The following is a 23,694-nucleotide window of genomic DNA, read 5'->3' on the forward strand; positions in this document are numbered from 1 at the left end:
AGCAGATGTAAAGATGCATTTGTAGATGGCTGGACAGTGACGTCAGCCTGGAAGCAAGGGAGTCGTCATGAAGCGACGTTCAGTAATGAAGTACGCGGCAGTCGCCGCGGCACTTTCCATGGGGCTCACCGCCTGCGGCGGCGGCAGCGGCAGCAGCGACGCCAAGGAATCCGGCATCGTCCGGGTAACTCTCGCAAACCACGTCTGGACCGAAGGCATCAAGGCGGCCATCCCGGAATTTGAAAAGTCCTCCGGGCTCAAGGTGGAACTGACCCAGCTCGGTGAAGACCAGCTCTCGGACCAGTACAACGTCAAGCTCAACGCAGGCAGCGACGAGATCGACGTGATGATGTACCGCCCGCTCCAGGAAGGCAGGGCGTTCGCGAAGAACGGCTACCTCGCGGACCTGACCAGCAAGGTCTCCTCGGATTCCGGCTGGGACTGGAAGGACTACCAGGAGGGCCCGGTTAAGGCCACCACCGCTGACGGCAAGGTTGTGGGCGTCCCCATCATCACCGAGCGCGAAGTCCTCTACTACCGCAAGGACCTGCTGAAGGCCGCCGGCCTTGAGGTCCCCAAGACCATGGAGGAGCTTGAAGCGGCCGCCAAGGCCATCAAGGAATCCAACCCGGACACGGCCGGCTTTGTGGCCCGCACCGGCAAGTCCGCCGCCGTCACCCAGTTCTCCAGCTTCCTGTACAGCTTCGGCGGCGACTTCACCGATTCCAGCGGCAAGTCCACCGTCAACTCGGCAGCTGCCAAAGAGGCCTACGCGTACTACGGCGGCCTGATCAAGAACTACGGCCCCGCCAACGTCAGCACGGACATGAGCTGGCCCGAGGCGATGGCAATCTTCACCCAGGGCAAGGCCGCCTTCTACACCGAGGCAGACTCGCTCTACAAGAACGCCACCGATCCGGCCAAGTCCAAGGTGGCCGAGACTGTCGGGTTCGCCGCCCTGCCCGCCGGTCCCGCCGGCTCCAAGCCGTACAACATCCCGTCCTGGGGCCTGGCAGTGAACGAGGCCTCGGGCAACCAGGACAACGGCTGGAAGTTCATCCAGTGGGCCACGAGCAAGGAACGCACCCTGGCCGCACAGAAGGCCGGCGTCCCCGGACCCCGCGCCTCCGTCTGGGCTGACTCCGCGGGAACCTCCACCTACCCGAAGGACCTGGCCGAAGCCATTGCCGCCAGCGCCAAAAACGGTGTGGGCCACGACCGTCCCGAGGTAGTCACCGTTGGCAAGGCCCGCGAAATCGTGGGCGAGCCGATCGTCGCCAGCATCACCGGCGCCGACGCTTCCGCCGCAGCAGACTCGGCCCACGTGGCCTTCCAGAAGTTCCTGGACAGCGAAAAGAAGTAACGCACGCGGCGCACCGGGCCTCCGCCAATGAGGCCCGGTGCACGCAACAGCCCCGGCGGGACGGCAGCGACGCTGCCGTCCCGCCCCGGCCATTCTTCACCCCCCAACTCCTTAGGTGAACCATGTCTGTAATGACTCCTCCCCGCAGCGCAGCCCGGAACGCAGGCCGTGCTCCCGGTGCCCGCGAAAAATTCTCTGACTGGGCCAACCGGCACCGCAAATGGCTCTTCGCAGCCCCGGCGATGGCCTTCGTCGGCGTCCTGATCATCTTTCCGCTGGCCTGGACGCTGTACCTGAGCCTCACCGATTCGCAGGGCTCCGTCCGGGCAGCCACCGAATTCATCGGCCTGGAAAACTACCTGACGGTCCTGTCCGACGTCGAACGCTTCTGGCCCGCTGTGGGCCGCACACTCACCTTCACCGGCATTGCCCTGGTGTGCGAAGTGGCGCTCGGCATGGGCATCGCCCTGCTGCTGTGGCGGCCCTTCCGCGGCGAAAAGTGGGTCCGCGTGGCCATCCTGCTGCCGCTCGTGGCAACCCCGGTAGCCGTCGGCATGATGTGGCGGCTGATCTTCGACCCCAACATCGGGTTCGCGAACCAGCTGCTTGCCGCTGTGGGCATCCCCGCCCAGCCCTGGCTGTCCGGCCAGGACACCGCGCTCGGCACCACCATCTTCATGGACGTGTGGCAGTGGACCCCCATGGTGGTCCTGATCCTGCTCGCCGGCCTGACCTCCCTCTCCGAGGAGCCCGACGAGGCGGCACGCATGGACGGAGCCAACGCGTTCCAGCGTTTCTTCTTCATCACGCTGCCCCTGATGATGCCCACGGTGATTGTGGCCATCCTGCTCCGGGGCATCGACGCCCTGAAGACCTTCGACATCCTGTACGCCACGAAGGGCAAGGGCGGCGGGTCCTTCCACGAGGTGGAGACCCTGAACGTGTACGCCTACGGCCTGAGCTTCGACTACAACCAGTACGGGCTGTCCTCTGCGGTGCTGATCCTGTTCTTCATGATCATCATCGGCTCCATGTGGCTCCTGACCATGCGCAAGAAAGCGGTAAGCAAATGACCGTCCTGTCAGAAAACACAGAAAACACAGAAACCCGGACCGCAACCCCAGCCCGGCAGCCCCGGTCGGTCCGGCGCCCGAAGAAGCCCCTCGGCACCCGCGCCTACAAGGTCTTCCGCGTCGCCGCCCTGATCGCCGTGGTGCTGTTCCTGGTGGCACCGCTGTTCTGGATGCTGCTGGCCTCGCTGAAGACCAACGTTGACATCTACGACACCGCCAAGTCGTTCATCTTCAGCCCCACGTTCGAGAACTACGCAAACGTGCTGCAGCGCAACAACTACTTCGTCTTCATCTTCAACAGCTTCTGGGTGGCCTTTGTCTCCACGGCACTCTCGCTGGTGCTGGGCGTCCCGGCCGCGTACGCCATGAGCCGCTTCACCATGCACCGCTCGGCCCTGGTGGTCCTGATGGCCCGCGTCATCCCGGGTGTGTCCCTGCTGGTGCCCTGGTATTACGTGTTCTCCAACCTGAAAATGGTGGGAGGGTTCGAGGTGCTGATCCTCAGCCACATGTTCGTTGCCCTGCCGCTGATCGTCTACATCATGATGAGCTACTTCGATTCGCTCCCGCTGGAACTGGAGGAATCGGCGCAGGTGGACGGGCTCACGCCCATCGGCGCGTTCCAGCGCATCACGCTGCCGCTGTCCGTGGCCGGCATGGCCACCGCAGGCATCCTGTCCTTCATCTTCTCGTGGAACAACTTCATGTTCGCCCTGGTGCTCTCCGGGTCCAAGACCAAGACGCTGCCGGTGGCCATCTTCGACTTCGTCTCCTACGCCAGCATCGACTGGGGCGGACTCATGGCGGCCGCCACCGTGGTGACCATCCCCATCATGATCATTGCGCTCTTCACGCAGAAGTACATCGTCTCCGGCATGACCGCCGGAGCTACCAAGGGCTAGGTCCGGCATGACACTCATCAGCAGAATTGAAACCTTCCTCGTAGCGCCGCGGTGGCTGTTTGTCCGGATCGAGACGGAGAGCGGGATTGTCGGCTGGGGCGAGGCAACCTGCGAGGGGCGCAGCGAAACGGTCCGCACCGCCGTCGGACAGCTCTCGGAGCTGCTGATCGGCAACGATGCCCTCCGGATCGAAGACCACTGGCAGGTCATGACCAAGGGCTCCTTCTACCGCGGCGGACCCATCCTGGCCAGCGCCGTCTCCGGGCTGGACCAGGCCCTCTGGGATATCGCCGGCAAGCACTTCAACACCCCCGTGCACCAGCTCCTGGGCGGCCACGTCCGCGACAGGATCCGGATGTACGGCTGGGTGGGCGGGGACGAGCCGAACGAGGTGGCGGACCAGATCAGCGCCCAGCTGGAGGTGGGCCTGACCGCCGTCAAGATGAATGCCAGCGGCCGGATGAGCCCCGTCGCCTCGGTGGCCGAGATCGACGGCGTCGTCCGCCGTGTTGCCGCGGCCCGCGAGGTGCTGGGGGACCACCGCGACGTTGCAGTGGACTTCCATGGCCGCTTCAGCCTGGCCAATGCCCGCCGGGTGGCGCCGCTGCTGGAACCGTACCGGCCGTTCTTCCTCGAAGAACCCGTGGTTCCGGAAAACACGCACCTGCTGCGCGAATTCACCTCTTCGACCACGACGCCGGTCTCCACCGGTGAGCGGCTCTACAGCCGGCAGGAATTCCTGCCCGCCCTGCAGGCCGGCATCGCCGTGGCCCAGCCTGACCTTTCGCACGCCGGCGGCATCACCGAGGTCCGCAAGATCGCCTCGCTGGCGGAAATCTACGACGTCCAGCTGGCCCCGCACTGCCCTCTGGGGCCGCTGGCGCTGGCAGCGTGCCTGCAGGTGGGCTTCGCGACGCCCAACTTCCTGATCCAGGAACAGAGCATCGGAATCCACTACAACAAGGGTGCCGAAGTCCTGGACTACGTGGTGGACAAATCCCCGCTGAAGTTCGTGGACGGCCACATCGAACGGCTGACCGGTCCCGGCCTCGGCATTGAAATCGACGAGGCCGTGGTCCGCGCTGCGGACAAGCGCGGCCACGCCTGGCGCGGGCCGGTCTGGCGCCACTCGGACGGAGCATTTGCAGAATGGTAAATAACATGACTGACAGCACTGACGTTTCTGACAGCACGGACATCACGCCCGAAAGCCTGCTGGCCGGAATCCGGGAGTCGCGGCTCGTGGGAATCGTGCGCGGCACCGACGGCAAGGCCGCGGCGCAGTCCGCCCTCGCCGCAATGGCGGAAGGGTTCCGTTTCGTCGAGATCGCACTGACCACGCCGGGGGCGCTGGAGGCCATCCGCGAGGTCCGCGCCGCCGCACCGGCGGGCTGCTACGTCGGCGGCGGAACCGTCCTGACCGTGCAGGACGTGGACGACGTCGCCGAGGCCGGCGGCCAGTTTATGGTCACGCCGTCCCTGGCCGCATCCATCCACGAATCGGCGCGGCAGGGAATCCCGGTCCTGGCAGGGGCCCTGACGCCCAGCGAGGCGTACGAAGCGATGAGCCGCGGGGCCACAGCCATCAAGCTGTTCCCCGCCTCCATCGGCGGCCCCGGCTACCTCAAGGCGCTGCGCGATCCCTTCCCCGGGATTCCGTTCATCGCCGTGGGCGGCGTGGGCCTGGACGAGGCCGCGGGTTACTGGGAAGCCGGCGCGATCGCCGTCGGGCTTGGCGGGCCGCTGTTCGGCGATGCCGGCTCCGGCGGTGACCTCGCCCCGATGCTCGGGCGGGCCCGCGCATTTGTGGACCTGGCGGACTCCTTTGCCCGCCGGACGGCCGCAGCGACTGCAGCGGCAACCGCCGCTGCGGGCGTGCGGTGAGCGCCGCCGTCGACCTTCTGACCTTCGGCGAATCCATGGTGTCGCTGCGGTCAGCCGGGCCGCTGTCCGCCGGCGGCAGCCTGGCCATGCACGTGGCCGGTGCTGAATCGAACGTCGCCGTGGGCGTCGCGCGGCTGGGACACACAGTCACGTGGGCCGGTGCAGTTGGCGCCGATCCGCACGGCGAGTTCATCCTGCGGCAGCTCCGCTCCGAGGGCATCGGCACGCAGTGCCGGGTGGATCCGTCCCGCAGCACGGGCGTGATGTTCCTCGAGCAGCGGACCGCGGACGTCACCCGGGCCTTCTACTACCGCGCCGGTTCGGCCGGTTCCACCGTCAGCCGGGACGACGTGGACAGTGCCCTCGCTGCCGGACCGCGCGTGCTGCACCTGACCGGCATCACCCCCGCCCTCAGCCCGGAAGCCCGGAAGGCGTTTGAACACGCTGCCGAGCGCGCCGCAGCCGATGGAGTGGTGGTCTCCCTCGACGTCAATTACCGCAGCCGGCTCTGGACCAGGGACGAGGCCCGCGCCGTGCTGGGCCCCATCGCCCGGCACGCCGACATCCTGATAGCGTCCGACGACGAACTGGACGTCGTGGCGTCCGCCGCCTTGGGCGGCTCCGATTCCCGGGGGAACGACGACGCCGAAACCGCGCTCGCTGCCTCGTTGCTGGAGCAAGGGGTTGGGGAAGTCGTGGTCAAGCGGGGATCCGCCGGCGCCGGCGTCCACACCGCCGCCGGACGGCTCGAGGCGCCCGCCGTCGCCGTGACCAGCATCGACACCGTGGGCGCGGGGGACGCCTTCACGGCCGGCTACCTCTCTGCCCTGCTCGACGGCGAGGACGTTGCCGGCCGGCTGCAACGCGGCGCCGTTATGGGGGCTTTCGCCGTCAGCACTGCCGGTGACTGGGAGGGCCTGCCCAGCCGGGCCGAGCTCGCCATGCTGGGCGCCACCGCCAGCGGAACCACCCAGCGGTAGCGGCCGGCTTGTTGAGACTGCGCCCGGTGGTTGAGCCTGTCGAAACCCGGTGTCGGGGCGTCCATCCCTTGGGCTCGCATTCCCCGGGCGCGGAGCAGGCAGGTACTGACAGTGCCTGCCGCCCGGGACCGCTGGCGCTTACCGTAGGGGTATGGGAGACGTGCGCGCGGACATAAAGGAGTTTCTGAGTTCCAGGCGGGCGCGGATTTCGCCCGAGGAAGCGGGGTTGCCTGCGTACGGCGGGAATCGGCGGGTCGCCGGCCTGAGGCGTGAGGAAGTGGCGATGCTGGCCGGTGTGTCCGTGGACTACTACGTGCGCCTGGAACGCGGCAACCTCGCCGGGGCGTCCGAAAGCGTGCTGGATGCCCTCGCACGCACGCTGAAGCTGGACGAGGCCGAGCGGGAGTACCTTTTTGACCTCGCCCGCGCCGCCGGACCGGTCCGCAGGAGCCGCAGCAAACCTTCCGGTACTGTCCGGCCTGAAGTCCAGCAGGTGCTCGACGCGATGGCTGACGCGCCGGCGTGGGTCCGCAACGGCCGCCACGACATCCTGGCTGCCAACCGCATGGGGCGGGCACTTTACGCACCTGTGTTCAAAAGTGCGCACCGGCCCGTGAACACCACCCGGTTTACGTACCTTGACCCGGCGGCCCAGGAGTTCTGGCGCGATTACGATCAGATCGCCAACGATGCCGCGGCGATGCTCCGGCTTGAAGCAGGCCGCCACCCGCACGACCCCGAGCTGATCCGGCTCGTCGGCGAGCTGTCCACGCAGAGCGAGCTGTTCAGGGACCGGTGGGCTTCCCGGGATGTCGTCTTCCACCGCAGCGGGCTCAAGCGGCTGCACCACCCGGTGGTGGGTGACCTCGACTTGAACTACCAGTCCATGGAGCTGCCCAGCGAGCCGGGCCTGGTGCTGAACGTGTACACCGCTCCTGCCGGCTCCCCGACGGCTGATGCCTTGCAGCTTTTGGCCTCCTGGGCTGCCACGCACGATGACTCGTTCGCCGAACCTGCACCAACTGCCAAGCACCCGCAGTAGGGGAGGCCAACAGAATGAACAAGCCGAAAGTGTCTTTCATGATTGCGGCCATGTGGCTACTTGCCGGGGTAACTTCTTGCGCATCCGATGCACCCAAGCCTGCCGATCCTGCGCCCAATCAGCAGGTGAAACAGGCTGAAACAGTGAGTTCCAACAATGCGTACGCCAGCATCCCAAGTGGCGAAATTCAGCACGCTGTAACAGAGGTTGAGTTTATTTGGGACGCGAAGGACCCCTATTACGGATACAACAGGGTTCCCGTCGTTGCCCGCGTGCACATCGACTCCATCGACGGTGGACGGGCTTTCAGCCCCATCTCTGATCAGTACGTATTCCCGCAGACAATCGGGACGATGACGGTCCGCGACGTCTACAAGGGTGACGTAAAGCCCGGTGACCAGTTGAACTATTCACGAGTCGGTGGGACCGTAACCTTCGATGAGTACTGGAGCAGCCTAAATCAGCAGCAGAGAGATAAGATGCTCCATCTGAATAACGGCCACAAGCCGGCTGCGAAGAAGTACATCCAAGAGAAGGTCCTCGACGATGTCGACATCGAGGCCGGCAAAGAATATGTCGTCTTCCTCTCGCCGCAGTCCTCCAAAGATGGAAAACTCCACGAATATTTCATGGACGGGTTTCAGTTCGGGCTTAGAGAGGCGAAAGGCTCCGGTGTGGAGACGACCGTTCTCAACAATGAGACGAATACCTGGGAGCGCCTCGATAGTCTTGTAAAGCTGCCTTAGCCGGCCCTTGCTTCCGCGTGCTCATCGTTGGTCTGCTCCGATGCCGGTGCTGAGGCTGACGTCCCGCCATTGGTCCAGCTGGGTGCGCTCGGCCTGCGCGACGGCGGCGAACAGGTCAAACGCGTCGTTGCCCAGCACCATCAGGGCTGGCGGGTTGGGGCTTTCGGCGACCGTCAGGATGGCTTCCGCCGCCTTGGCAGGGTCGCCCGGTTGCGTGCCGTGCATCGTGTCATTTTCCTTGCGGCGCTTCCCGGCTGTCTCCGCGTAGTCCCCGATCGGCGTCGCTGACTGGGTCAGCGAGCGGCCGGCGAAGTCGGTGCGGAACGCGCCGGGCTCGATGACGGTCACGTTGATCCCGAGTGGCTTCAGTTCCTTGTGGAGGGAGCCGGACAGGCCCTCCAGGGCTGCCTTGCTGGCGGAGTAGTATCCGGATCCGGCCGGTGAGATGCGCGCCCCGATGGAGGAGATGTTCAGGATGGACCCGGCCCTGTTGGCGCGCATTCCCGGGAGGACGGCTTTGATCATGCTGACGGCGCCGAAAAAGTTGGTGTCGAACAATTGCCGGATGTCGGCGTCGTCCGCTTCTTCAACCGCGGCACGGTAACCGTAGCCGGCGTTGTTGACCAGCACATCGATGCCGCCGAAGCGTGCCCTGGCCTGCTCGACAACCGCGCTGATCTCGGCGGTGTTGGTGACGTCGAGCTGAAGGGGAAGGGCGGTGTCCGGGTAGGCAGCCGCGATGTCTTCCACGGCGGTGACGTTGCGGGCGGTGACGACGGCGTTGTGGCCGTTGGCGAGCACGGTTTGGGCGAGTGCGCGCCCGAGTCCGGTGGAGCAGCCTGTGATGAGCCAGGTAGTCATGGCGTGTTTCCTTTCGGGGGTGACGTTACGGGCGGACGAGGACTTTCAGGGCCTCGCGGGAATCCATGGCGCGGTAGCCGTCGGGGACGTCGTTCAGGCTGATGGTGCGGTCGAAGACCTTGCCGGGGTTTACGGTGCCGTCAAGGACGCCGGGCAGCAGCGTCTCGATGTAGGCGCGCACAGGGGCCGGGCCGCCGGTGAGTGTGATGTTCGGGCCGAACATGGAGCCGAAGCCGATCGGAGCGTCCTCGTACTGGGGGACCCCCACCCGGCTGATAACGCCGCCGGGGCGGATCACGCCGAGGGCCTGGTCGTACGCTGGGCGGTGCCCCACACACTCGAGGACGGTGTGCGTTCCGTCGCCGCCGCTGAGCTCGCGCACCTTCTCGATGCCGGCCTCGCCGCGCTCGGCGACGACGTCGGTGGCGCCGTATTCGATGCCCAGGTCGGTGCGGGCCTTGTGGCGGCCCATCAGGATGATCTGCTCGGCACCGAGCTGCTTGGCGGACAGCACAGCCATCAGCCCGACGGCGCCGTCACCGATGACCGTGACAGTGGTCCGGGCGTTGACGCCTGCCTTGATGGCGGCGTGGTAGCCGGTGCCGTAGACGTCGGAGAGGGTCAGGAGCGAGGGCAGCAGCTCGCTGTCCTCACCCACCGGGGCCTTGACCAGGGTGCCGTCGGCGAACGGGACGCGGACGGCCTCGGCCTGGGCGCCGCCGATTCCGCCGGAGGCCCAGAACCCGCCGTGGCGGCAGGAGGTCTGTAGGCCTTCACGGCAGAAATCGCAGGTACCGTCGGACCAGGCGAACGGGGCGATGACGAAGTCCCCCTTCTTCAGGGTGGACACGTCCTTGCCCGTTTCCTCGACGACGCCGATGAACTCGTGGCCCATGGGGCTGCCCTGCCTGGACGAGGGCATGCCGTGGTAGGGGTGCAGGTCGGAGCCGCAGATACAGGAATTGACGATCCGCACGATGGCGTCGGTCGGATTCTGGATGACGGGATCGGGCACGTTCTCCACGCGCACGTCGCCGGCGCCATACATCATGGTTGCTCGCATTTTCGTTTCCTCATCACTTCGTCAGGGGCTGGAGCCCGGGTGTTCCTTTATTAGCCAACCGCACATTCCGCACATGTGGGAGTGGCTGTTGATACAGGTACCCGCAGTGCCTCCCACCTCAGACGTGCAGCTCAAACTCCGTGTGCCCGTGCCGGATCCCGTTGATTTGCAGCTCAAGGGCATGGACCCCCGGGTGGTGCACCCGGGTGGTCATCTGCCGGAAGGCATGACTCTTCGACAAGGCGCGGGTCTCACCGGCGGCGAGGGTGAGCGCCGCGATCTTGAAGACCTTGGCCGATTGCGTGCCGTTGGCTTTGACGTAGTGGACCACGTAGTCCACGGCGAGCTTGGCATCGTGGTTCCCCGTGTTGGCGATCGAGAAGTCGAAAGCCAGTTCACCCGGAATGGCTACCGAGCTTCGGTCCAGCGTGGGCCCCGTGACAGCCACCGACGCCGGCGTGAACCCCTGCAGCGCGAGCGCACCGGGGTGGGCCTTCTTGATCAGGGTCCGCAGGCCATGCCTGACCACCCATGCGGTGTTGGCGTCCGGCGCGGCCAGCCAGCCAGCCGCCGTCGCCACCACGAGCTCCGGCGCATGCCGGGCCAGATCGTTCAGGTGGTTTGCCACCGAGCGCCGCACGTACTCCGAAGGGTCCCGGTACAGGGCGTCCAGAATGGGGAGGGACGCCTCCGGATGAAGCACGACGGCGGGAACCCGCACCGCCCAGGGGAGATACGCGCGGGTGCCCTCGGAGGCCAGGCGGCGGACATGCTCGTCCGAATGCGCGGTCCAGCCCTGGATGATCTCGAGGGAACGCTCCAGGTCCGCGGCCAGCAGCCGGCGGATGGCGAACTCGCCGGTCAGCCTCGGGGTCAGTTCAGCCAGGAGGGCCAGGCAGTCGTCAAAGTCAGGTGCGGCGCCAGATTCGAGGGCCAGCGTGACGGCGGCCTCGGATACCGGCCAGAGGATCCACCCCGTGAAACCGGCGCCGGCGAGGGCGGTCCGGAAGATGCGCGCCGCCGTCGGGTATCCCGGTTCCGGAAGCTGCCGCATGTCCGCCAGCAGAGCACTGCTCACCACGTCCGTCCGGCCGCGCAGGCTCAGCTCGTCCAACTGTGCGGCGGCTGCGGTGACGTGCGGCCAGTCCGATCCGGGAGCGGCCTCAGCCAGGATCCGGGCCAGGGTTTCCACGCCCTGCCGGTTGATCAGCTCATTCATCACGCCCATTCAGTCAGGCTACCCCGGCAGGCTGACATGCCAGGCGGCAGGGCAAACCATGTGCAGAGAAGGGCCAACAAACGGGCAGAAAGGATACTCTTCACCTTAGGCACACTCAACGGCGCACGGACGGAAACACAGTGGCAGAGCAGGCAGGCAAGACCAGTCTTTGGCGGACCTTCAATGCCAAGTTCGTGGTGGAGGAACGCTTTATGGAGCCGGCCGCGCGCAAGGCTCTGTACCGGACGGCTGTGGTGCTCATTGGCGTAGGCGCGCTGCTCTTTATCGCCACCCTGGTGGGCGTTCTGCAGACCAACACCGGGCCCTGGGGTCCCGACGAATCCATCCGCGACTGGCTGCTCTCGCTCCGGTCCGAGACCCTCACTGCCGTGATGATCTTCCTCGCGGTGATCTTCGGCCCTGTTGCCCTGCCCATCATCGTGCTGGTGGTGACGGTGGTCTGGGGGTTCGTGGCCAAGCACGCCTGGCGGCCCATTGTGCTCGCCGCCGCGATGCTCAGCGGCGTCGTGACATCGCAGATCATCCTGGCGATCGTCCAGCGCTCGCGGCCGCCGGTGGAACTGATGCTGTTCGGCGCCGACCACACCTACTCATTTCCGTCCGGCCATGTGCTGGGTGCCTGTGACTTCCTGCTGGTGACCACCTTCCTGGTGTTCTCGCGGCGGAAAAATCCGAGGTCGGCCGTCTTTGGCTTCGTTGGTGCGAGCATCGGCGTTGTCCTGGCCGCGCTGAGCCGCCTGTACCTCGGCTACCACTGGCTCAGCGACGCCATGGCTTCAGTCTCCCTCTCGCTGCTGATCCTCGGTGCCGTCATCGCCCTGGATACGTGGCGGACCGCCCGGATCCCCGGTGAACGGATCACGGGCGAGCTCTCCAAAGCGGACGCGCCGGGGGATTAGCCGCGATGACAACCGAGTCGGATGTCCGCAGCATGTGCCTCGCCCTGCCCGGTGTCACCGAACGCAGTAGCTGGGACCAGCCGGCGTGGTTCGCAAAGACCCTGATGGCGCGCATGTGGGAGGACGGTGTGCTGACGGTGAAGACCACCGAGCGGGAGGCCTTGGCGGGCACGGAGCCCGACACGTATTTCTGGACCCCGCACCATGAGCGATCGCCGCAGCTCGTGCTGGTCCGGCTGGCCCGCATCGGAACTGAGGAACTCGGAGAACTGCTGGAGGAGTCCTACCGGCTGGCAGGCGGGCTAGGGTCCTGACCGGCCCCGCCCTGGAAAGCCCGGTTTGGGGAAGCCCGGCCCCGGGAAACCAGGCGCGCCGGCCGCGTCCGTGCCGCTGCCCAGCAGGCTGCGGGTGAGGGTTTCGGCGTCGGCCATCAGGTCCTCCACGGCGGCCGCCAGGTGCGAATCGGACACCGGCGTGTTATCCAGCGCCGCCGCCACCACCGCCCGCCGGACCAGTTCCCGGGCGAAGGAGGCGGTGGTTCCCGCAGTCCGTTCCGCGGCAGCATCGAGCGCCGCCGGGCTGAACGCCACCAGTCGGCCGTACAGTTCCAGCAGCCGGACCCGCTCGGCATGGGCCGGCAGCGGGATCTCCACCGCCAGGTCCACCCGGCCCGGGCGCTGCGCCAGCGCCCGCTCCAGCATGTCCGGCCGGTTGGTGGTGAGGACGAACGCGACGTCGGCGTCGTTATCCAGGCCATCCATCGCGTCCAGCACCTCAAAAAGCAGCGGCTGCGGCCCGTGCCCGAAACTCCGGTCCTCGGCGATCAGGTCGCAGTCCTCCAGCACCACGATCGAGGGCTGCAGCGCCCGCGCCATGCGGGCCGCCTCGGAGATCCTGGCGAGCGATCCGCCCGAGAGGAGGATCGCCGTCGAGCCTTCACTCTGGCTCAGCAGGTGGCGCACGGTGTGGGTCTTTCCGGTCCCCGGGCGGCCGTACAGCAGGATGCCCCGTTTGAGATGCTGGCCGTGCTGTTTGAGGGACGCCCGGTGCGTGGCGATGCCCACGGTGTGGTCCGCGACCTTCTGCAGCAGGCCGTCGGGCATGATGACGTCCGACGCCGGGAGGATGGGACGGTGGTGGAACGTCACCCCCGCGGTGCTTGGCCCATACTCGGACATGACCAGGGAGATGACCTGTCCCTTGAGGACGCTGTTGCTGTCCATCCGGAGACGGAACTCGGCCAGGAATCCGGTGGCTGTTTCCGGCCGGGCGGCCAGCAGTTCCAAGGTGGCGGACTGGCGCCCGGTCTGCGGGGCCGCGTCGCGCTGCAACACGGCCAGCTTGTGCCCTTCGCGGCTGAAGAGCCAGAGCCCGATGGCCACCGCCTGGCGCTGCTGGTCAGGTCCCACGGCAAGGTTGGTGTACTCGGGCTGGGAGAGCGGGAACTGGGGAAACAGCTGCGACTGCTGCACCATGTCGCTGAGCGACTGGTGGTGCCGCTGGCCACCGCCGCCGATGCCCACCAGCCGGCTGTCCGGATCCTGACCAGCAAACTCGGCCATCAGGATGTCGGCGTCCACAAACCGGTGCGGCGGGATGTTTTCCACCACCACGGCGAGGCCTTCAGCTGGCTCTCCCAAGTGCTCCGTCAAGGCCTCAAGCAGCTGTTTGCCCGCCTGCTGCCGGTGGTTTCCGGCCTGCGCCAGCTGAACGAGCTCGGAAAAATCGTCGATGAACTTCCCCAGTTTTCATCCATGCACAGACCCTAGCAGCGACGCTCGTCAGCAGCCCGGCCGTGTGACATTCTGGGATGTACGCGTTCCACGCTTCCTCCTTCATAAGGGCTGACTCGATGCACATTTCCGCCAAGGACCTGGCCGCCCTCATCCCTGCGGACTTCACCCTGGGAGTGGCCACCGCGGCCTTCCAGATCGAAGGCGCGCTCACCGAGGACGGCAGGGGCCCGGCGGGCTGGGACGTGTTTTCGGCCAAGGAAGGTGCCATCGTGGACGGCCACAGCCCGGCCGTTGCCTGCGATCACTATCACCGCATGCCCTACGACGTTGCCCTGATGAAGCAGCTGGGCGTCGACTCGTACCGGTTCTCACTGTCCTGGCCCCGGATCCAGCCCAACGGCAGCGGGCCGGTGAACCCGGCCGGGCTGGCGTTCTATGACCGGCTCCTGGACGAGCTCCTGGCCAACGGGATTTCGCCCATGGTCACCCTCTATCACTGGGACACCCCGCTGGCACTGGACGACGCCGGCGGCTGGATGAATCGCGATACCGCCTACCGCCTGGGGGAGTTCGCCGCGATCGCCGCCGCTGCTTACGGCGACCGCGTTGCCCGCTGGGTCACCATCAACGAGCCCGCCACGGTCAGCACCAACGGCTACACCATGGGCCTGCACTCACCGGGCGAAGCGCTCATGCTCAACGCACTGCCCACCGTGCACCACCAGCTTCTGGGCCATGGGCTCGCGATGCAGGCGCTGCGGGCGGCCGGGGTCCCCGGCGAGATCGGGATGACCAACGTGTACTCGCCCATGGTCCCGAACTCCATCAACCCCCTGGACTGGATGAGTGCGGGCCTGATGGACATCGCCCAGAACCGGCTGTACGCGGACCCCGTCCTCACGGGTCAGTATCCGGACATCATCCGCGCTGCGAAGTTCTTCGGCTCCTTTGACCATCCGGACGAGGACATGGAGATCATCTCCCAGCCGCTGGATTTCTACGGCCTGAACTACTACATGCCCACCAAGGTAGCGGTCGGCCCCGGTGACGGGGCCGTGCCGGCGACCATGGCGGAGGCCATGGGCAGTGACCTGAGTGCGGCCGGCAATGGCGCCACGCCGTTCCACGTCGTGGCCTGGCCGGAGGCGGACATCACCGCCTACGGCTGGCCGGTGAAACCGGAGTACATCGGGGTGGCGCTAAAGGAAATGGCGGAGCGGTACGCGCATCTCCCGCCGGTGATCATCACCGAGGGCGGGGCCAGTTTTGAGGACATCATCGTCCGGGACAAGTCCACCAACACCACCTTCATCCCGGACGAGCGGCGGCTGAAGTACCTGTCGGACCACATCGAGGCCGCGCTGAAGGCCACGGCTCCCGGCGGTGACGCCGAGGGCATTGACCTGCGCGGATACTACGTGTGGTCGCTGCTGGACAACTTCGAATGGTCGGCAGGCTACAACCAGCCGTTCGGGTTGCTCCATGTTGATTTCGAGACCCAGGAGCGCACGCCGAAGGCGTCCTACTTCTGGCTTCAGGAGCTCATCGAGGAGCGGAATCTCGCCGCAGCGGCGAGTGCCGCCGTCGCGCAGGCCGCCAGTGAGGAGCCGGACACTGCCGCTGATCCTGAAACGCCGGTATCTCCCGACGACGGCGTGACCACCTCGGGTGCCACCGCCTAGCCTCGTGGGGAACTGTTGTGGTGTGCGTCCTCCGGGTCCTCGGGTGAGTCATCGCGCCGTTCCTTCACCAGCTTGCTGGCGCTCACCAGCCGCAGCGCTGTCACCAGCAGGATCCCGCCAAGCATGTTAAAGACCGCTACATAGGAAAACCAGCCGAGCCATTCAAGGTAGCTGATGTCAGCACCCGTGTGGATGGCACCGAAGATCAGCAGCGAGTCCAGGATCGAGTGGAAGAGCTGCAGCCCGTAGAGCAGGAAAGCGCCAACGACGGCGGCCGCGATCTTGCCGGTGACGCTGTCAGTCCCGTGCTGCATGCGGGTCATCAACGTGATGGTGCTCCCCGCCAACACAGCAAGACACACGGTTTTCCAGTCAAACCCGGCGTCCAGATAGTGGTTGGCTTCCTTCGTGATGGTCTCGCTCCACTGCGGGAACGCTGTCATGATCAATGCCATGAACAGCCAACCGCCCACCAGGTTGGCAATGAGTGTGCCGCCCCAGAGCTTGCCGAGTTGCGCGTAGCTTGCCTCCCGTGCGACGACGGCGGCAATGGGTACCAGGAAGCCTTCTGTGAACAGTTCGCTCTTGGCCAGCAGGAGGGCAATGAGGCCTGCACTGAAGGCCAGTCCCGCGAGAAGGTGGTTCCCGGTCTCATAGAGAACGCCGAGGTAGGCCATGATGCCAACGCCTATTTCAAACCCGCCGAACAAGCCGGTGATGAGCACGTCCCGAAAGGAGCGGTTCAGCCGCTGCGCGCCTTCCTCAACCGTGCGGTCGAAGGATTCCTCCACCTCCTCCTCAACCGGGCCTGGATTGTCGCCAAGTTCCCGCCGCCGCGCATCGCCGTCGGTGTCGCTCATGCGTGTCGCCTATCCGCCTGAAAGTGTGTGGTGATTCATCTAGAGGAGGTCCAGGAGCTTAAGCTGTTTGGCCATCCCCGCGCCGTCCGGCGAATAGATCCAGGGGACCACCGACGTGGTGTGGTCGCCGTCCTCGGAGTGCCCGCCGGCGAAGACGGACTCGCTGACGGAGAGCTGCCGAATGGCGATGGCGGCCACTTTGTCGGCGTTTTCCTGGGCGAAGCCTGAGTAGATCTGTTCGTCGTGCTGGCCGTTGTCGCCGATCAGGAGCCACCGCATGTCCGGGAATTCCTTGGCGAGGCGCTCCAGGTTGCGGTGCTTGTGCTCCTGCCCGCTGCGGAACCAGCGGTCCTGGGTCAGGCCCCAGTCCGTGAGCAGGAGGGCGCCGGATGGATACATGTTCCGGCCCAGGAACCGCGCCAGGGTGGGGGCAGCATTCCACGGACCCGTGGACAGGTAGATGACGGGCGCGTCCGGGTGTTCAATGGTGAGCCTTTCCAGCAGGACCGCCATCCCCGGCGTCGCCATCCGGGCCCGTTCGCTGAGGACAAACGTGTTCCACAGGGCCAGGAACGGCCTCGGCAGGGCGGTGACCATCACGGTATCGTCGATGTCGGACACGATGCCGAACTTCGCATCGGCATCGATCACCTGGATCAGCGTCTCCACGGGTTCGGTCCCGTCAGCCCGCAGGATGGCCGTGTGCCAGCCCGGCGGGAGCTGCACGTCCACCACAGTGTCGATCAGGCCGCCCCGGTCCGCCCGGACCCGGGTGGTGACGCCGCCGATGGTAATTTCCACCTCGATGAACTGCAGGGGGACGCTGGTGAAGGCCCGCCAGCCGCGGACGTTTTGTGTGCCGTTGCGGGCTGCGTGCTCGGCCCGGCTGCCCGGGGCGGGATTCCTGGTCAACAGGACGCGGCCAAGCACACGTACCCAGCTGGTTGAACCGTAGCCCTGGTACGCAATGGTCTGTGACGTGAAATTCCAGTGCTTGGCGAGCTCGATGCGGACGGCATTGACGACGTCGGAAATCCGGTGTGCCAGGCGGAGAATCCGGGTACCGGACAGCGGTGCGGGATGCGGAGTGTTCTGCGGTGAATTCTGAGGAGCCCTGTCCATGCCTCCACTCTGCCACAGCGCAACCGCGCGACGGGCACCTTGGCGGTCCCGCCGTCGTGCGTGACGTGAGTCCTTAATCAGGAACGCGGAGTGCCCACCCAACCCCAGCGGCAATCCTTGTGGCAGTGTATGGGAATGGCGCGCATTGAAGATTATGCAGTTGTTGGCGACCTCCACACCGGCGCCCTGGTCAGCACCGAGGGTTCCATCGACTGGCTTTGCCTGCCGCGCTTCGACTCGCCGGCATGTTTCAACGCGCTCCTGGATACGCCGGAGGCCGGACGCTGGCTACTGGCACCCGAGAGCGGCGGCACCTGCACCAGGCGCGGCTACCGGGAGGGGACCCTGATCCTGGAAACAGAATGGGAAACCCCGGAGGGTACCGTCAGGGTTATTGACTTCATGCCGCCACGTGACGCGGTGGCTGACATCGTGCGGATCGTCGAGGGCGTGAGCGGAAGCGTCAGGATGCACGGTGAACTGGCGCTGAGGTTCGACTACGGGCATATCGTTCCCTGGGTGCGGCGCGACAAGCACGGCCTGCATGCCATCGCCGGCCCAGACTCCGTCTACTTCGTCACCAAGGCGCCGCTTCACGGCGAGGACATGCAGTCCGTCAGTGACTTCACAGTCCAGGCAGGGGAGCGCATCCCCTTTGTCCTGACGTGGGCCCCCAGCCACGTTCCCCGCCCGCACACGGTGGACGCCGAGGTAGTGCTGGGCACCACCCTGGCCTTCTGGCGCGGCTGGGCATCCCAGTGCACCGTGCAAGGCAAGTACCAGGATGCCGTGGTCCGTTCGCTGGTGACCCTGAAGGCGCTGACCTACGCTCCCACGGGCGGCATCGTCGCTGCGGTCACCACGTCCCTGCCGGAACAGCTGGGCGGTCCCCGCAACTGGGATTACCGCTTCTGCTGGCTGCGGGACGCCACCATGACGCTGCAGGCGCTCCTGGCCGCCGGCTACACCACCGAGGCTGCCGCCTGGCGTGACTGGCTGCTCCGCGCTGTGGCGGGCGATCCGGCCGACCTGCAGATCATGTACGGAATCCACGGCGAACGCAGGCTTCCGGAAATGGAACTGCCGTGGCTTGCCGGGTACGAGAATTCAAAACCGGTAAGGACCGGCAACGGCGCAGCCGAGCAGCTTCAGCTGGACGTCTGGGGCGAGGTCCTGGATTGCCTGGCGCTGACCAGGAACTCCCTGCTGAAACACACGGACGAGTCCTGGGACGTTCAGGTGGCTCTGATGCAGCACCTGGAGACCATCTGGGACCAGCCGGACAACGGACTCTGGGAGATGCGCGGGCCGCGGCGCCATTTCACGCACTCCAAGGTAATGGCCTGGGTGGCCGCAGACCGGATGGTTAAGGGCGTCCGCGATTTCGGCCTGCCCGGCCCCGTGGAACGCTGGGAGGCCCTTCGCGACACCATCCACCGGGACGTCATGGCCAACGGCTTCGACCCCGTCCGCAACACTTTTGTGCAGGCGTATGGCCGGCCCGAACTGGATGCCAGCCTGCTGCTGATCCCGCGGGTGGGCTTCCTGCCGCCGGATGATCCCCGGGTGCTGGGGACCATCGACGCGATCCAGCGGGAGCTGACCGAAGACGGTTTTGTGCTGCGCTACCGTCCCGCCGACAGCGACGACGGCCTCCCGGGGGACGAAGGGGTGTTCCTGGCCTGCTCGTTCTGGTTGGTGGAGGCCCTGCTGGGCGCTGGGCGCAGGGAGGAGTCCACCGAACTCTTCGAACGGCTGCTGGAACTCCGCAACGATGTGGGTCTGCTGAGCGAGGAGTGGGGCGTCAGGGCGGGGCGGCAGCTGGGCAATACACCCCAGGCTTTCAGCCACTTCGCGCTTGTGACAAGCGCTCTTGAGCTTCATCAGGATACAGTTCGCCGAAGTGACACACCTATTCCCCCGGAGACCGAACGGGTAGGGCAATGAGGGCCTGCCCCGCCCTTCACGTCCGGGAGAGAGGTAAGTATACTTACTAGACTCGCGGAGCGCTCCTATTTAGGCACAGCGCCGCGACTGAAAGAGGGGTGGTTGTAATGGCCGGACATTTTGAGCTGGTGGATGCGCCTGACGGCGGCTATCGCTTGCGGATGTTGGATGGTTCAGGAAGCCTGATGGCTATCTCCGTGACCTTCCCAACGAAGCGCGCGGCGGTGGCCGGGATTGCGATGGCCCGCGAGATTGCCGGCACAGGCCTGATCAGGGACTTCAGCAGCAACGGTGCCGGAGCCGTCATCCGGGACCGGGTTGGCCCCGGGTCCTCCCCGAAAGACAATGCGGCTGCCCGCGCCAAGAAAGTGTCCGGGGCCGCTCGCGTTGTAGCCGGGTGATCACCCAAAGTCACGCCTTGGTCCGCGGGCGGCGGTTCGGCGTCCTTTTTGACGTTGATGGAACCTTGGTGGATTCCGCCTACATCCACACGCTCGCGTGGTGGCAGGCGTTCCGCCAGCACCAATATGACGTCCCCATGGCCGCCATTCACCGGTGCGTCGGGATGGGTGGCGACCGTTTGGTGGACACGCTTCTTCCCGCTGGCCGGGACCGCGAGGCCGACGCCGAAATCCTGGCCAGCCATGCGGCAGTCTTCGCGCAGAGCTGGCCGTCGCTGCGTCCGTTCGACGGCGCCAAGGAGCTGCTTGCACAGTGCCACGCCGGGGGACTCGCCGTCGCCCTGGCATCATCGGCACGAACGCAGGATCTGACGGCCACCCGCAAAGCCCTCGGTGCGGACGCGTTCATCCATGCCGCCACCAGCGCGGACGATGCGAAGGCAAGCAAGCCGGCCCCGGACATCCTCGTGGCCGCGCTTGAAGCAGTTGGTGTGGCCGCGGCCGGAGCAGTCTACGTGGGGGATGCGGTGTGGGACATGCAAGCTGCTGCCGCGCTGGGAATCCCTGCCATCGGCGTCACCTGCGGCGGGACCAGCGCCGCCGAACTCCGCGAGGCAGGCGCGGCCGAGGTCTACAACGGCCCCCGGGACCTCCTGGACAACCTTCAGGCAAGCGCCATCGGCAGGCTGCTGACGCTGGAATCGAACCCCGCCAGCGCCTAACAGCGCGAGGGGACACTTGCGGCCCTGCCCGCGGGGGCTTAACTGTCCGTTCGCGCTGGTGCCGGGACGCTTGGGAGGGGGGACGGTTAGAGGGGGAGCAGGGCTGAGAGGTCAGCGCGCAGACCGGAGGCGGACACCCTGTGTGCCGCGACAGCGTCCGCCCAGCTCAACTGGCCGGTCACCATGCCCAGCCAGGTGGCGGCGTCGCACTCGATCACGTTGGGCGGGGTCCCGCGGGTGTGCCGCGGCCCCTCCACACACTGGGTGACGCCGAACGGCGGCACCCGCACCTCCACCGAGTTCCCCGGCGCCCGCGCCGTCACCTCCTCCAGCGTGTACCGCACGGCCGTGGCCGTGACGTTGCGGGGGAGCGGAACGTCCGACGGCGATGCGGCGGCTTCCTGCCACGCGGCCACTGCCGCTGTGCCTTCTTCAATGCCGATCCGACGGCGTGCTACAGCCATCAGTCCAGGAGCGCGGACACGGCAGGGCCAAGGCGGATCTTGCCCACCTCGTGGCTGCCGCCCATCACCGGGGCCACCACTTTTTCGAGAACGCTGGAGACGCCCGGAATATCCACGGCGCCAACCGCGGCGAGGAGGGTCAGGCCCACCAGGGACGTGGCCCGCAGATTCCCGTCCAGCATCTTGATGGCCACCGAGACACCCTGGGGTGTGGCCATGGCCAGGACACCCTCGGCGCCGATCTTGGCGATGATGCCCAGTTCGTCCATCACGATGGTGTTGGCTTCGCCGCGGCCCTGGACGGCCCAGGGGTAGTCGAGCATGGACGTGGCGATGGTGGCGGCTCGGGCGTTGTAGTTCTTGTCGCCCGGGGCCTTGGCCAGCATCGAGAACGCTCGCGCCAACCCGGTCAGCGAAATAGCGGCCACCGGGGCACCGCAGCCGTCAATGCCCAGGTGGGCGATGCGCTCGCCGCTGTACTCCTCGATCACGCTGCGGACGCGCTGCTGCAGCGGATGGTTCGGCTCCAGGTAGCTGTGGGTATCCCAGCCGTTTTCGGTGCAGGCCCACAGGAAAGCGGCGTGCTTGCCGGAGCAGTTGAAGGCCAGCTTCGATTTGCCCTTTTCGGACCGGACCAGCCAGTTGCGGGCCGTCTCGTCCTGCGGCCAGGCGGCGGGGCACTGGAGCTGGTCCTCCCGGACGCCGGCGGCCTTGAGCATTCCCTCCACCACGTCCATGTGGTCCAGGGAGCCCACGTGGCTGCCGCAGGCGATGGCCACCTGGGCGCCGCGCAGCGGAACTCCGGACTGCATGGCCGCCAGGGCCTGCAGCGGTTTGAGCGCGGACCGTGCGTACAAGGGAGTCCGGATGTCACCGAGTTCTGTGACGACGGACCCGTCGGCGGACAGTACGACGGCTGAGCCGATGTGCCGGGACTCCACAAAACCGCTTCGTTCAATAACGGCGAGTTCGACGGCGGAGTCCACGGTGAACGTGGCATGCGGGTTGTGCGGCATGTTGCCAGTCTAGGGGCGGAATCCTCTAATGCCGGGCTACTCCACGGTGACCATGACGGACTGCCAGCCCGAGGCGCCGTCGGGCACCGGATCGGCCCGCTGATCGGTCTGGACCTCGCCCGTTCCGTCGGTGGCGCGGACCTTGATGTAGTGCGGTCCCGGTGTGGCTTCCCAGTCGAAGGACCACTGGCGCCACGTGATGAGGGACGCCTCGGTAGACAGGACGGCCTCGGCCCAGGGGTTGTTGTCGATCTGGACTTCCACCTTGGTGATGCCGCGGGTCTGCGCCCATGCCGTGCCGCCGATCGCCACCCGGCCGGCGGGCACCTTGGCGAAGGACTTCGGGACTTCCACCCGGGCCATGGTCTTGATGGGGCCACGCTCGGACCAGCCGCGCTGGGTCCAGTAGGCCTTGCTGTCGGCGAACCGCGTCACTTCCAGGTCCACCACCCACTTGGTGGCGGAGACAAAACCGTACAGCCCGGGCACCACCATGCGCACCGGGTAGCCGTGCTCCAGCGGCAGGGGCTCCCCGTTCATGCCGATCGCCAGCATGGCGTCGCGGTCATCCTGCAGGACCTCCAGCGGCGTGGAGGCGCTGAAGCCATCGATCGACGTCGACAGCACCATGTCCGCGCCGTCCTTGGGACGTGCCCGCTTGAGGACCTCGCGGATGGGCAGGCCGAGCCATCGGGCGTTCCCGGCGAGGTTTCCGCCCACGGGATTGGAGACACAGGTGAGGGTCACGTGCGATTCGATGAGGTCGGCGTCGAGCAGGTCCTGGAAGGTGAGGCGGAGCTCTTCCTCCACCAGCCCGTGCACGCGGAGCTCCCAGTCGTCGGCGTTGATTTCGGGGACGCTGAGGGCGGTGTCGATCCGGTAGAAGTCCCCGTTAGGCGTGATCCAGGGCGTCACGCCGGCCGCGGGGGACTGGACTCCGGCGGGCACAGCCGCGGCGGCCTTTGCCGGGGCGGGCAGCTGCAGGGCCTCGCGGGCCTTGGAGATGTTGCTGCGTGCGGCACTGAGCAGGCGGCCGCCCGTGGCCGCGATCCCGGCGCCCACCACGGTGATCCCGGCGGCGGCGAAGAAACGTCGGCGGCTGGTGGCGGGACGGTCAGGTTCCGCGGCGCCCGTGTCGGCAGGCGCCTCCGGCCAGGATTTCAGCCGCCAGAGCGGGGCGACCAGCAGCCGCAGCACCACCAGCCCGGCAATTGTGCCCAGCACGGTGGGGATGGCATCCAGCGGCTTCACGCTGGCCCGTGTCACCACGCTGGCCACGATCACCGCGCCCATCAGCAGCACACCGGCAACGCCCAGCGCCCACTTGCGGTAGGCCACCACACCCAGCACGCAAGCCAGCAGGAAAATGGTCAGGCCCATCCCCACAAACAGCGCGGCTTTGTCATTCGTGCCGAACGTGGCGATGGCAAAGTCCTTCATCCACGGCGGCGTGAAGTCGATGAACGTGGACCCCAACGCGATCACCGGAGTTGCCCGGGCGGTAAAGAACGCTCCGATCAGCTCCGCAACGGAAAGTACGACGGCGGCAGCCGCCACGCCTGCCAGCGCGGCCATTGCGGCGGGGTCCTTGAGCCACTTCAGAAGCTTCTTCATGCCTTGGATTCGTTGCGGCGGGCCGCAGGGATGGCCGGGCGTGGACACAGCTTAGGAACATCCCCTTAGGAAAGGGC

23 protein-coding genes are annotated in these 23,694 nt (G+C 66.5%); 14 read left to right on the top strand and 9 right to left on the bottom strand.

All coding sequences use genetic code 11. The features are described 5' to 3' along the window. Positions 1-67: 67 nt before the first annotated feature. The 8 genes from MUN23_RS12575 to MUN23_RS12610 all read left to right on the top strand — a co-directional run bounded on the left by MUN23_RS12575 (position 68) and on the right by MUN23_RS12610 (position 7,990). Positions 68-1,363 carry an ABC transporter substrate-binding protein gene (locus MUN23_RS12575; protein ID WP_248758638.1) on the top strand — a complete coding sequence of 432 codons (1,296 nt, stop codon included), beginning with the start codon at positions 68-70 and terminating at the stop codon, positions 1,361-1,363. A gap of 131 nt (positions 1,364-1,494) precedes the next feature. Then, positions 1,495-2,436: a carbohydrate ABC transporter permease gene (locus MUN23_RS12580; RefSeq protein WP_141141625.1), complete on the top strand. Its 942-nt coding sequence runs from the start codon at positions 1,495-1,497 to the stop codon at positions 2,434-2,436. After that, entirely contained in the window at positions 2,433-3,338 is a 906-nt protein-coding gene (locus MUN23_RS12585) for a carbohydrate ABC transporter permease (RefSeq protein ID WP_248758639.1), read from the top strand. The genes MUN23_RS12580 and MUN23_RS12585 overlap by 4 nt, the downstream gene beginning before the upstream one ends. Positions 3,339-3,345: 7 nt before the next feature. Further along, the gene (dgoD, locus tag MUN23_RS12590) at positions 3,346-4,494 is read left to right on the top strand and encodes a galactonate dehydratase (RefSeq protein WP_058931277.1); all 1,149 of its coding nucleotides are present in this window, start codon (positions 3,346-3,348) and stop codon (positions 4,492-4,494) included. A 5-nt stretch (positions 4,495-4,499) separates the two neighbouring features. Further along, positions 4,500-5,222, top strand: coding sequence for a bifunctional 4-hydroxy-2-oxoglutarate aldolase/2-dehydro-3-deoxy-phosphogluconate aldolase (locus MUN23_RS12595; RefSeq protein ID WP_248758640.1), 723 nt, complete (start codon positions 4,500-4,502; stop codon positions 5,220-5,222). Next, positions 5,219-6,202, top strand: coding sequence for a sugar kinase (locus MUN23_RS12600; RefSeq protein ID WP_248758641.1), 984 nt, complete (start codon positions 5,219-5,221; stop codon positions 6,200-6,202). Before MUN23_RS12595 ends, MUN23_RS12600 begins: the two co-directional genes overlap by 4 nt. A 151-nt stretch (positions 6,203-6,353) precedes the next feature. Next, positions 6,354-7,244, top strand: coding sequence for a helix-turn-helix transcriptional regulator (locus MUN23_RS12605; RefSeq protein WP_248758642.1), 891 nt, complete (start codon positions 6,354-6,356; stop codon positions 7,242-7,244). A 14-nt stretch (positions 7,245-7,258) separates the two neighbouring features. Then, positions 7,259-7,990 (top strand): hypothetical protein, encoded by a 732-nt coding sequence (locus MUN23_RS12610; RefSeq protein ID WP_248758644.1) that lies wholly within the window; start codon positions 7,259-7,261, stop codon positions 7,988-7,990. Positions 7,991-8,011: 21 nt separating this feature from the next. On the opposite strand, the gene MUN23_RS12615 is transcribed toward MUN23_RS12610, so the two are convergent. The 3 genes from MUN23_RS12615 to MUN23_RS12625 all read right to left on the bottom strand — a co-directional run bounded on the left by MUN23_RS12615 (position 8,012) and on the right by MUN23_RS12625 (position 11,142). After that, positions 8,012-8,851: an oxidoreductase gene (locus MUN23_RS12615; RefSeq protein ID WP_248758646.1), complete on the bottom strand. Its 840-nt coding sequence runs from the start codon at positions 8,849-8,851 to the stop codon at positions 8,012-8,014. A gap of 25 nt (positions 8,852-8,876) precedes the next feature. Beyond that, positions 8,877-9,914: a zinc-dependent alcohol dehydrogenase family protein gene (locus MUN23_RS12620; protein WP_248758648.1), complete on the bottom strand. Its 1,038-nt coding sequence runs from the start codon at positions 9,912-9,914 to the stop codon at positions 8,877-8,879. Between the two features lie 118 nt (positions 9,915-10,032). Continuing rightward, complete coding sequence (locus MUN23_RS12625) at positions 10,033-11,142, bottom strand: DNA alkylation repair protein (RefSeq protein ID WP_248758650.1); 1,110 nt, start codon at positions 11,140-11,142, stop codon at positions 10,033-10,035. Between the two features lie 131 nt (positions 11,143-11,273). On the opposite strand from MUN23_RS12625, the gene MUN23_RS12630 reads away from it, so the two are divergent. Together MUN23_RS12630 and MUN23_RS12635 are read left to right on the top strand one after the other, a co-directional pair. Further along, a complete protein-coding gene (locus tag MUN23_RS12630) occupies positions 11,274-12,053 on the top strand; it encodes a phosphatase PAP2 family protein (protein ID WP_248758651.1) in 780 nt (259 codons plus the stop codon). Between the two features lie 5 nt (positions 12,054-12,058). After that, the gene (locus tag MUN23_RS12635; protein WP_248758652.1) at positions 12,059-12,367 is read left to right on the top strand and encodes an MmcQ/YjbR family DNA-binding protein; all 309 of its coding nucleotides are present in this window, start codon (positions 12,059-12,061) and stop codon (positions 12,365-12,367) included. Here the strand turns inward: MUN23_RS12635 and MUN23_RS12640 are convergent. After that, positions 12,356-13,693 carry an ATP-binding protein gene (locus tag MUN23_RS12640; RefSeq protein WP_248758653.1) on the bottom strand — a complete coding sequence of 446 codons (1,338 nt, stop codon included), beginning with the start codon at positions 13,691-13,693 and terminating at the stop codon, positions 12,356-12,358. The two genes, MUN23_RS12635 and MUN23_RS12640, sit on opposite strands and share 12 nt — an antisense overlap. A gap of 212 nt (positions 13,694-13,905) precedes the next feature. On the opposite strand from MUN23_RS12640, the gene MUN23_RS12645 reads away from it, so the two are divergent. Further along, positions 13,906-15,471, top strand: coding sequence for a GH1 family beta-glucosidase (locus MUN23_RS12645; protein WP_248758654.1), 1,566 nt, complete (start codon positions 13,906-13,908; stop codon positions 15,469-15,471). Here the strand turns inward: MUN23_RS12645 and MUN23_RS12650 are convergent. Together MUN23_RS12650 and MUN23_RS12655 are read right to left on the bottom strand one after the other, a co-directional pair. Then, complete coding sequence (locus MUN23_RS12650; RefSeq protein WP_248758655.1) at positions 15,468-16,331, bottom strand: formate/nitrite transporter family protein; 864 nt, start codon at positions 16,329-16,331, stop codon at positions 15,468-15,470. The genes MUN23_RS12645 and MUN23_RS12650 overlap by 4 nt on opposite strands. A 39-nt stretch (positions 16,332-16,370) precedes the next feature. Then, positions 16,371-17,453: an App1 family protein gene (locus MUN23_RS12655; RefSeq protein ID WP_248758656.1), complete on the bottom strand. Its 1,083-nt coding sequence runs from the start codon at positions 17,451-17,453 to the stop codon at positions 16,371-16,373. 135 nt (positions 17,454-17,588) lie between these two features. Between MUN23_RS12655 and MUN23_RS12660 the strand changes: the two genes are divergently transcribed. From MUN23_RS12660 to MUN23_RS12670, 3 genes are all read left to right on the top strand, one after another. After that, positions 17,589-19,400 carry a glycoside hydrolase family 15 protein gene (locus MUN23_RS12660; protein ID WP_248758657.1) on the top strand — a complete coding sequence of 604 codons (1,812 nt, stop codon included), beginning with the start codon at positions 17,589-17,591 and terminating at the stop codon, positions 19,398-19,400. Positions 19,401-19,585: 185 nt separating this feature from the next. Further along, the gene (locus tag MUN23_RS12665; RefSeq protein ID WP_371875901.1) at positions 19,586-19,801 is read left to right on the top strand and encodes a hypothetical protein; all 216 of its coding nucleotides are present in this window, start codon (positions 19,586-19,588) and stop codon (positions 19,799-19,801) included. Next, complete coding sequence (locus MUN23_RS12670; protein ID WP_248758659.1) at positions 19,798-20,523, top strand: HAD family hydrolase; 726 nt, start codon at positions 19,798-19,800, stop codon at positions 20,521-20,523. Before MUN23_RS12665 ends, MUN23_RS12670 begins: the two co-directional genes overlap by 4 nt. A gap of 86 nt (positions 20,524-20,609) precedes the next feature. Here the strand turns inward: MUN23_RS12670 and MUN23_RS12675 are convergent, their stop codons facing one another. The 3 genes from MUN23_RS12675 to MUN23_RS12685 are packed head-to-tail and all read right to left on the bottom strand — an operon-like array spanning position 20,610 to position 23,617. Then, on the bottom strand, positions 20,610-20,987 hold the full coding sequence (locus tag MUN23_RS12675; protein WP_248758660.1) for a sterol carrier family protein: 378 nt from the start codon (positions 20,985-20,987) through the stop codon (positions 20,610-20,612). After that, positions 20,987-22,003: an asparaginase gene (locus tag MUN23_RS12680; protein WP_248758661.1), complete on the bottom strand. Its 1,017-nt coding sequence runs from the start codon at positions 22,001-22,003 to the stop codon at positions 20,987-20,989. Before MUN23_RS12680 ends, MUN23_RS12675 begins: the two co-directional genes overlap by 1 nt. A gap of 36 nt (positions 22,004-22,039) precedes the next feature. Next, complete coding sequence (locus tag MUN23_RS12685; RefSeq protein ID WP_248758662.1) at positions 22,040-23,617, bottom strand: molybdopterin-dependent oxidoreductase; 1,578 nt, start codon at positions 23,615-23,617, stop codon at positions 22,040-22,042. Positions 23,618-23,694: the final 77 nt, after the last annotated feature.

Source organism: Pseudarthrobacter sp. SSS035 (assembly GCF_023273875.1).
Lineage (GTDB): Bacteria > Actinomycetota > Actinomycetes > Actinomycetales > Micrococcaceae > Arthrobacter.

Coding starts and splice junctions, on each gene's coding strand:
- MUN23_RS12595 (WP_248758640.1), top strand. CDS start 4,500: ATGACTGACAGCACTGACGTTTCTGACAGCACGGACATCACGCCCGAA.
- MUN23_RS12650 (WP_248758655.1), bottom strand. CDS start 16,331: ATGAGCGACACCGACGGCGATGCGCGGCGGCGGGAACTTGGCGACAAT.
- MUN23_RS12620 (WP_248758648.1), bottom strand. CDS start 9,914: ATGCGAGCAACCATGATGTATGGCGCCGGCGACGTGCGCGTGGAGAAC.
- MUN23_RS12625 (WP_248758650.1), bottom strand. CDS start 11,142: ATGGGCGTGATGAATGAGCTGATCAACCGGCAGGGCGTGGAAACCCTG.
- MUN23_RS12580 (WP_141141625.1), top strand. CDS start 1,495: ATGACTCCTCCCCGCAGCGCAGCCCGGAACGCAGGCCGTGCTCCCGGT.
- MUN23_RS12615 (WP_248758646.1), bottom strand. CDS start 8,851: ATGACTACCTGGCTCATCACAGGCTGCTCCACCGGACTCGGGCGCGCA.
- dgoD (WP_058931277.1), top strand. CDS start 3,346: ATGACACTCATCAGCAGAATTGAAACCTTCCTCGTAGCGCCGCGGTGG.
- MUN23_RS12645 (WP_248758654.1), top strand. CDS start 13,906: ATGCACATTTCCGCCAAGGACCTGGCCGCCCTCATCCCTGCGGACTTC.
- MUN23_RS12685 (WP_248758662.1), bottom strand. CDS start 23,617: ATGAAGAAGCTTCTGAAGTGGCTCAAGGACCCCGCCGCAATGGCCGCG.
- MUN23_RS12680 (WP_248758661.1), bottom strand. CDS start 22,003: ATGCCGCACAACCCGCATGCCACGTTCACCGTGGACTCCGCCGTCGAA.
- MUN23_RS12675 (WP_248758660.1), bottom strand. CDS start 20,987: ATGGCTGTAGCACGCCGTCGGATCGGCATTGAAGAAGGCACAGCGGCA.
- MUN23_RS12660 (WP_248758657.1), top strand. CDS start 17,589: ATGGCGCGCATTGAAGATTATGCAGTTGTTGGCGACCTCCACACCGGC.
- MUN23_RS12665 (WP_371875901.1), top strand. CDS start 19,586: ATGGCTATCTCCGTGACCTTCCCAACGAAGCGCGCGGCGGTGGCCGGG.
- MUN23_RS12575 (WP_248758638.1), top strand. CDS start 68: ATGAAGCGACGTTCAGTAATGAAGTACGCGGCAGTCGCCGCGGCACTT.
- MUN23_RS12655 (WP_248758656.1), bottom strand. CDS start 17,453: ATGGACAGGGCTCCTCAGAATTCACCGCAGAACACTCCGCATCCCGCA.
- MUN23_RS12635 (WP_248758652.1), top strand. CDS start 12,059: ATGACAACCGAGTCGGATGTCCGCAGCATGTGCCTCGCCCTGCCCGGT.
- MUN23_RS12610 (WP_248758644.1), top strand. CDS start 7,259: ATGAACAAGCCGAAAGTGTCTTTCATGATTGCGGCCATGTGGCTACTT.
- MUN23_RS12605 (WP_248758642.1), top strand. CDS start 6,354: ATGGGAGACGTGCGCGCGGACATAAAGGAGTTTCTGAGTTCCAGGCGG.
- MUN23_RS12585 (WP_248758639.1), top strand. CDS start 2,433: ATGACCGTCCTGTCAGAAAACACAGAAAACACAGAAACCCGGACCGCA.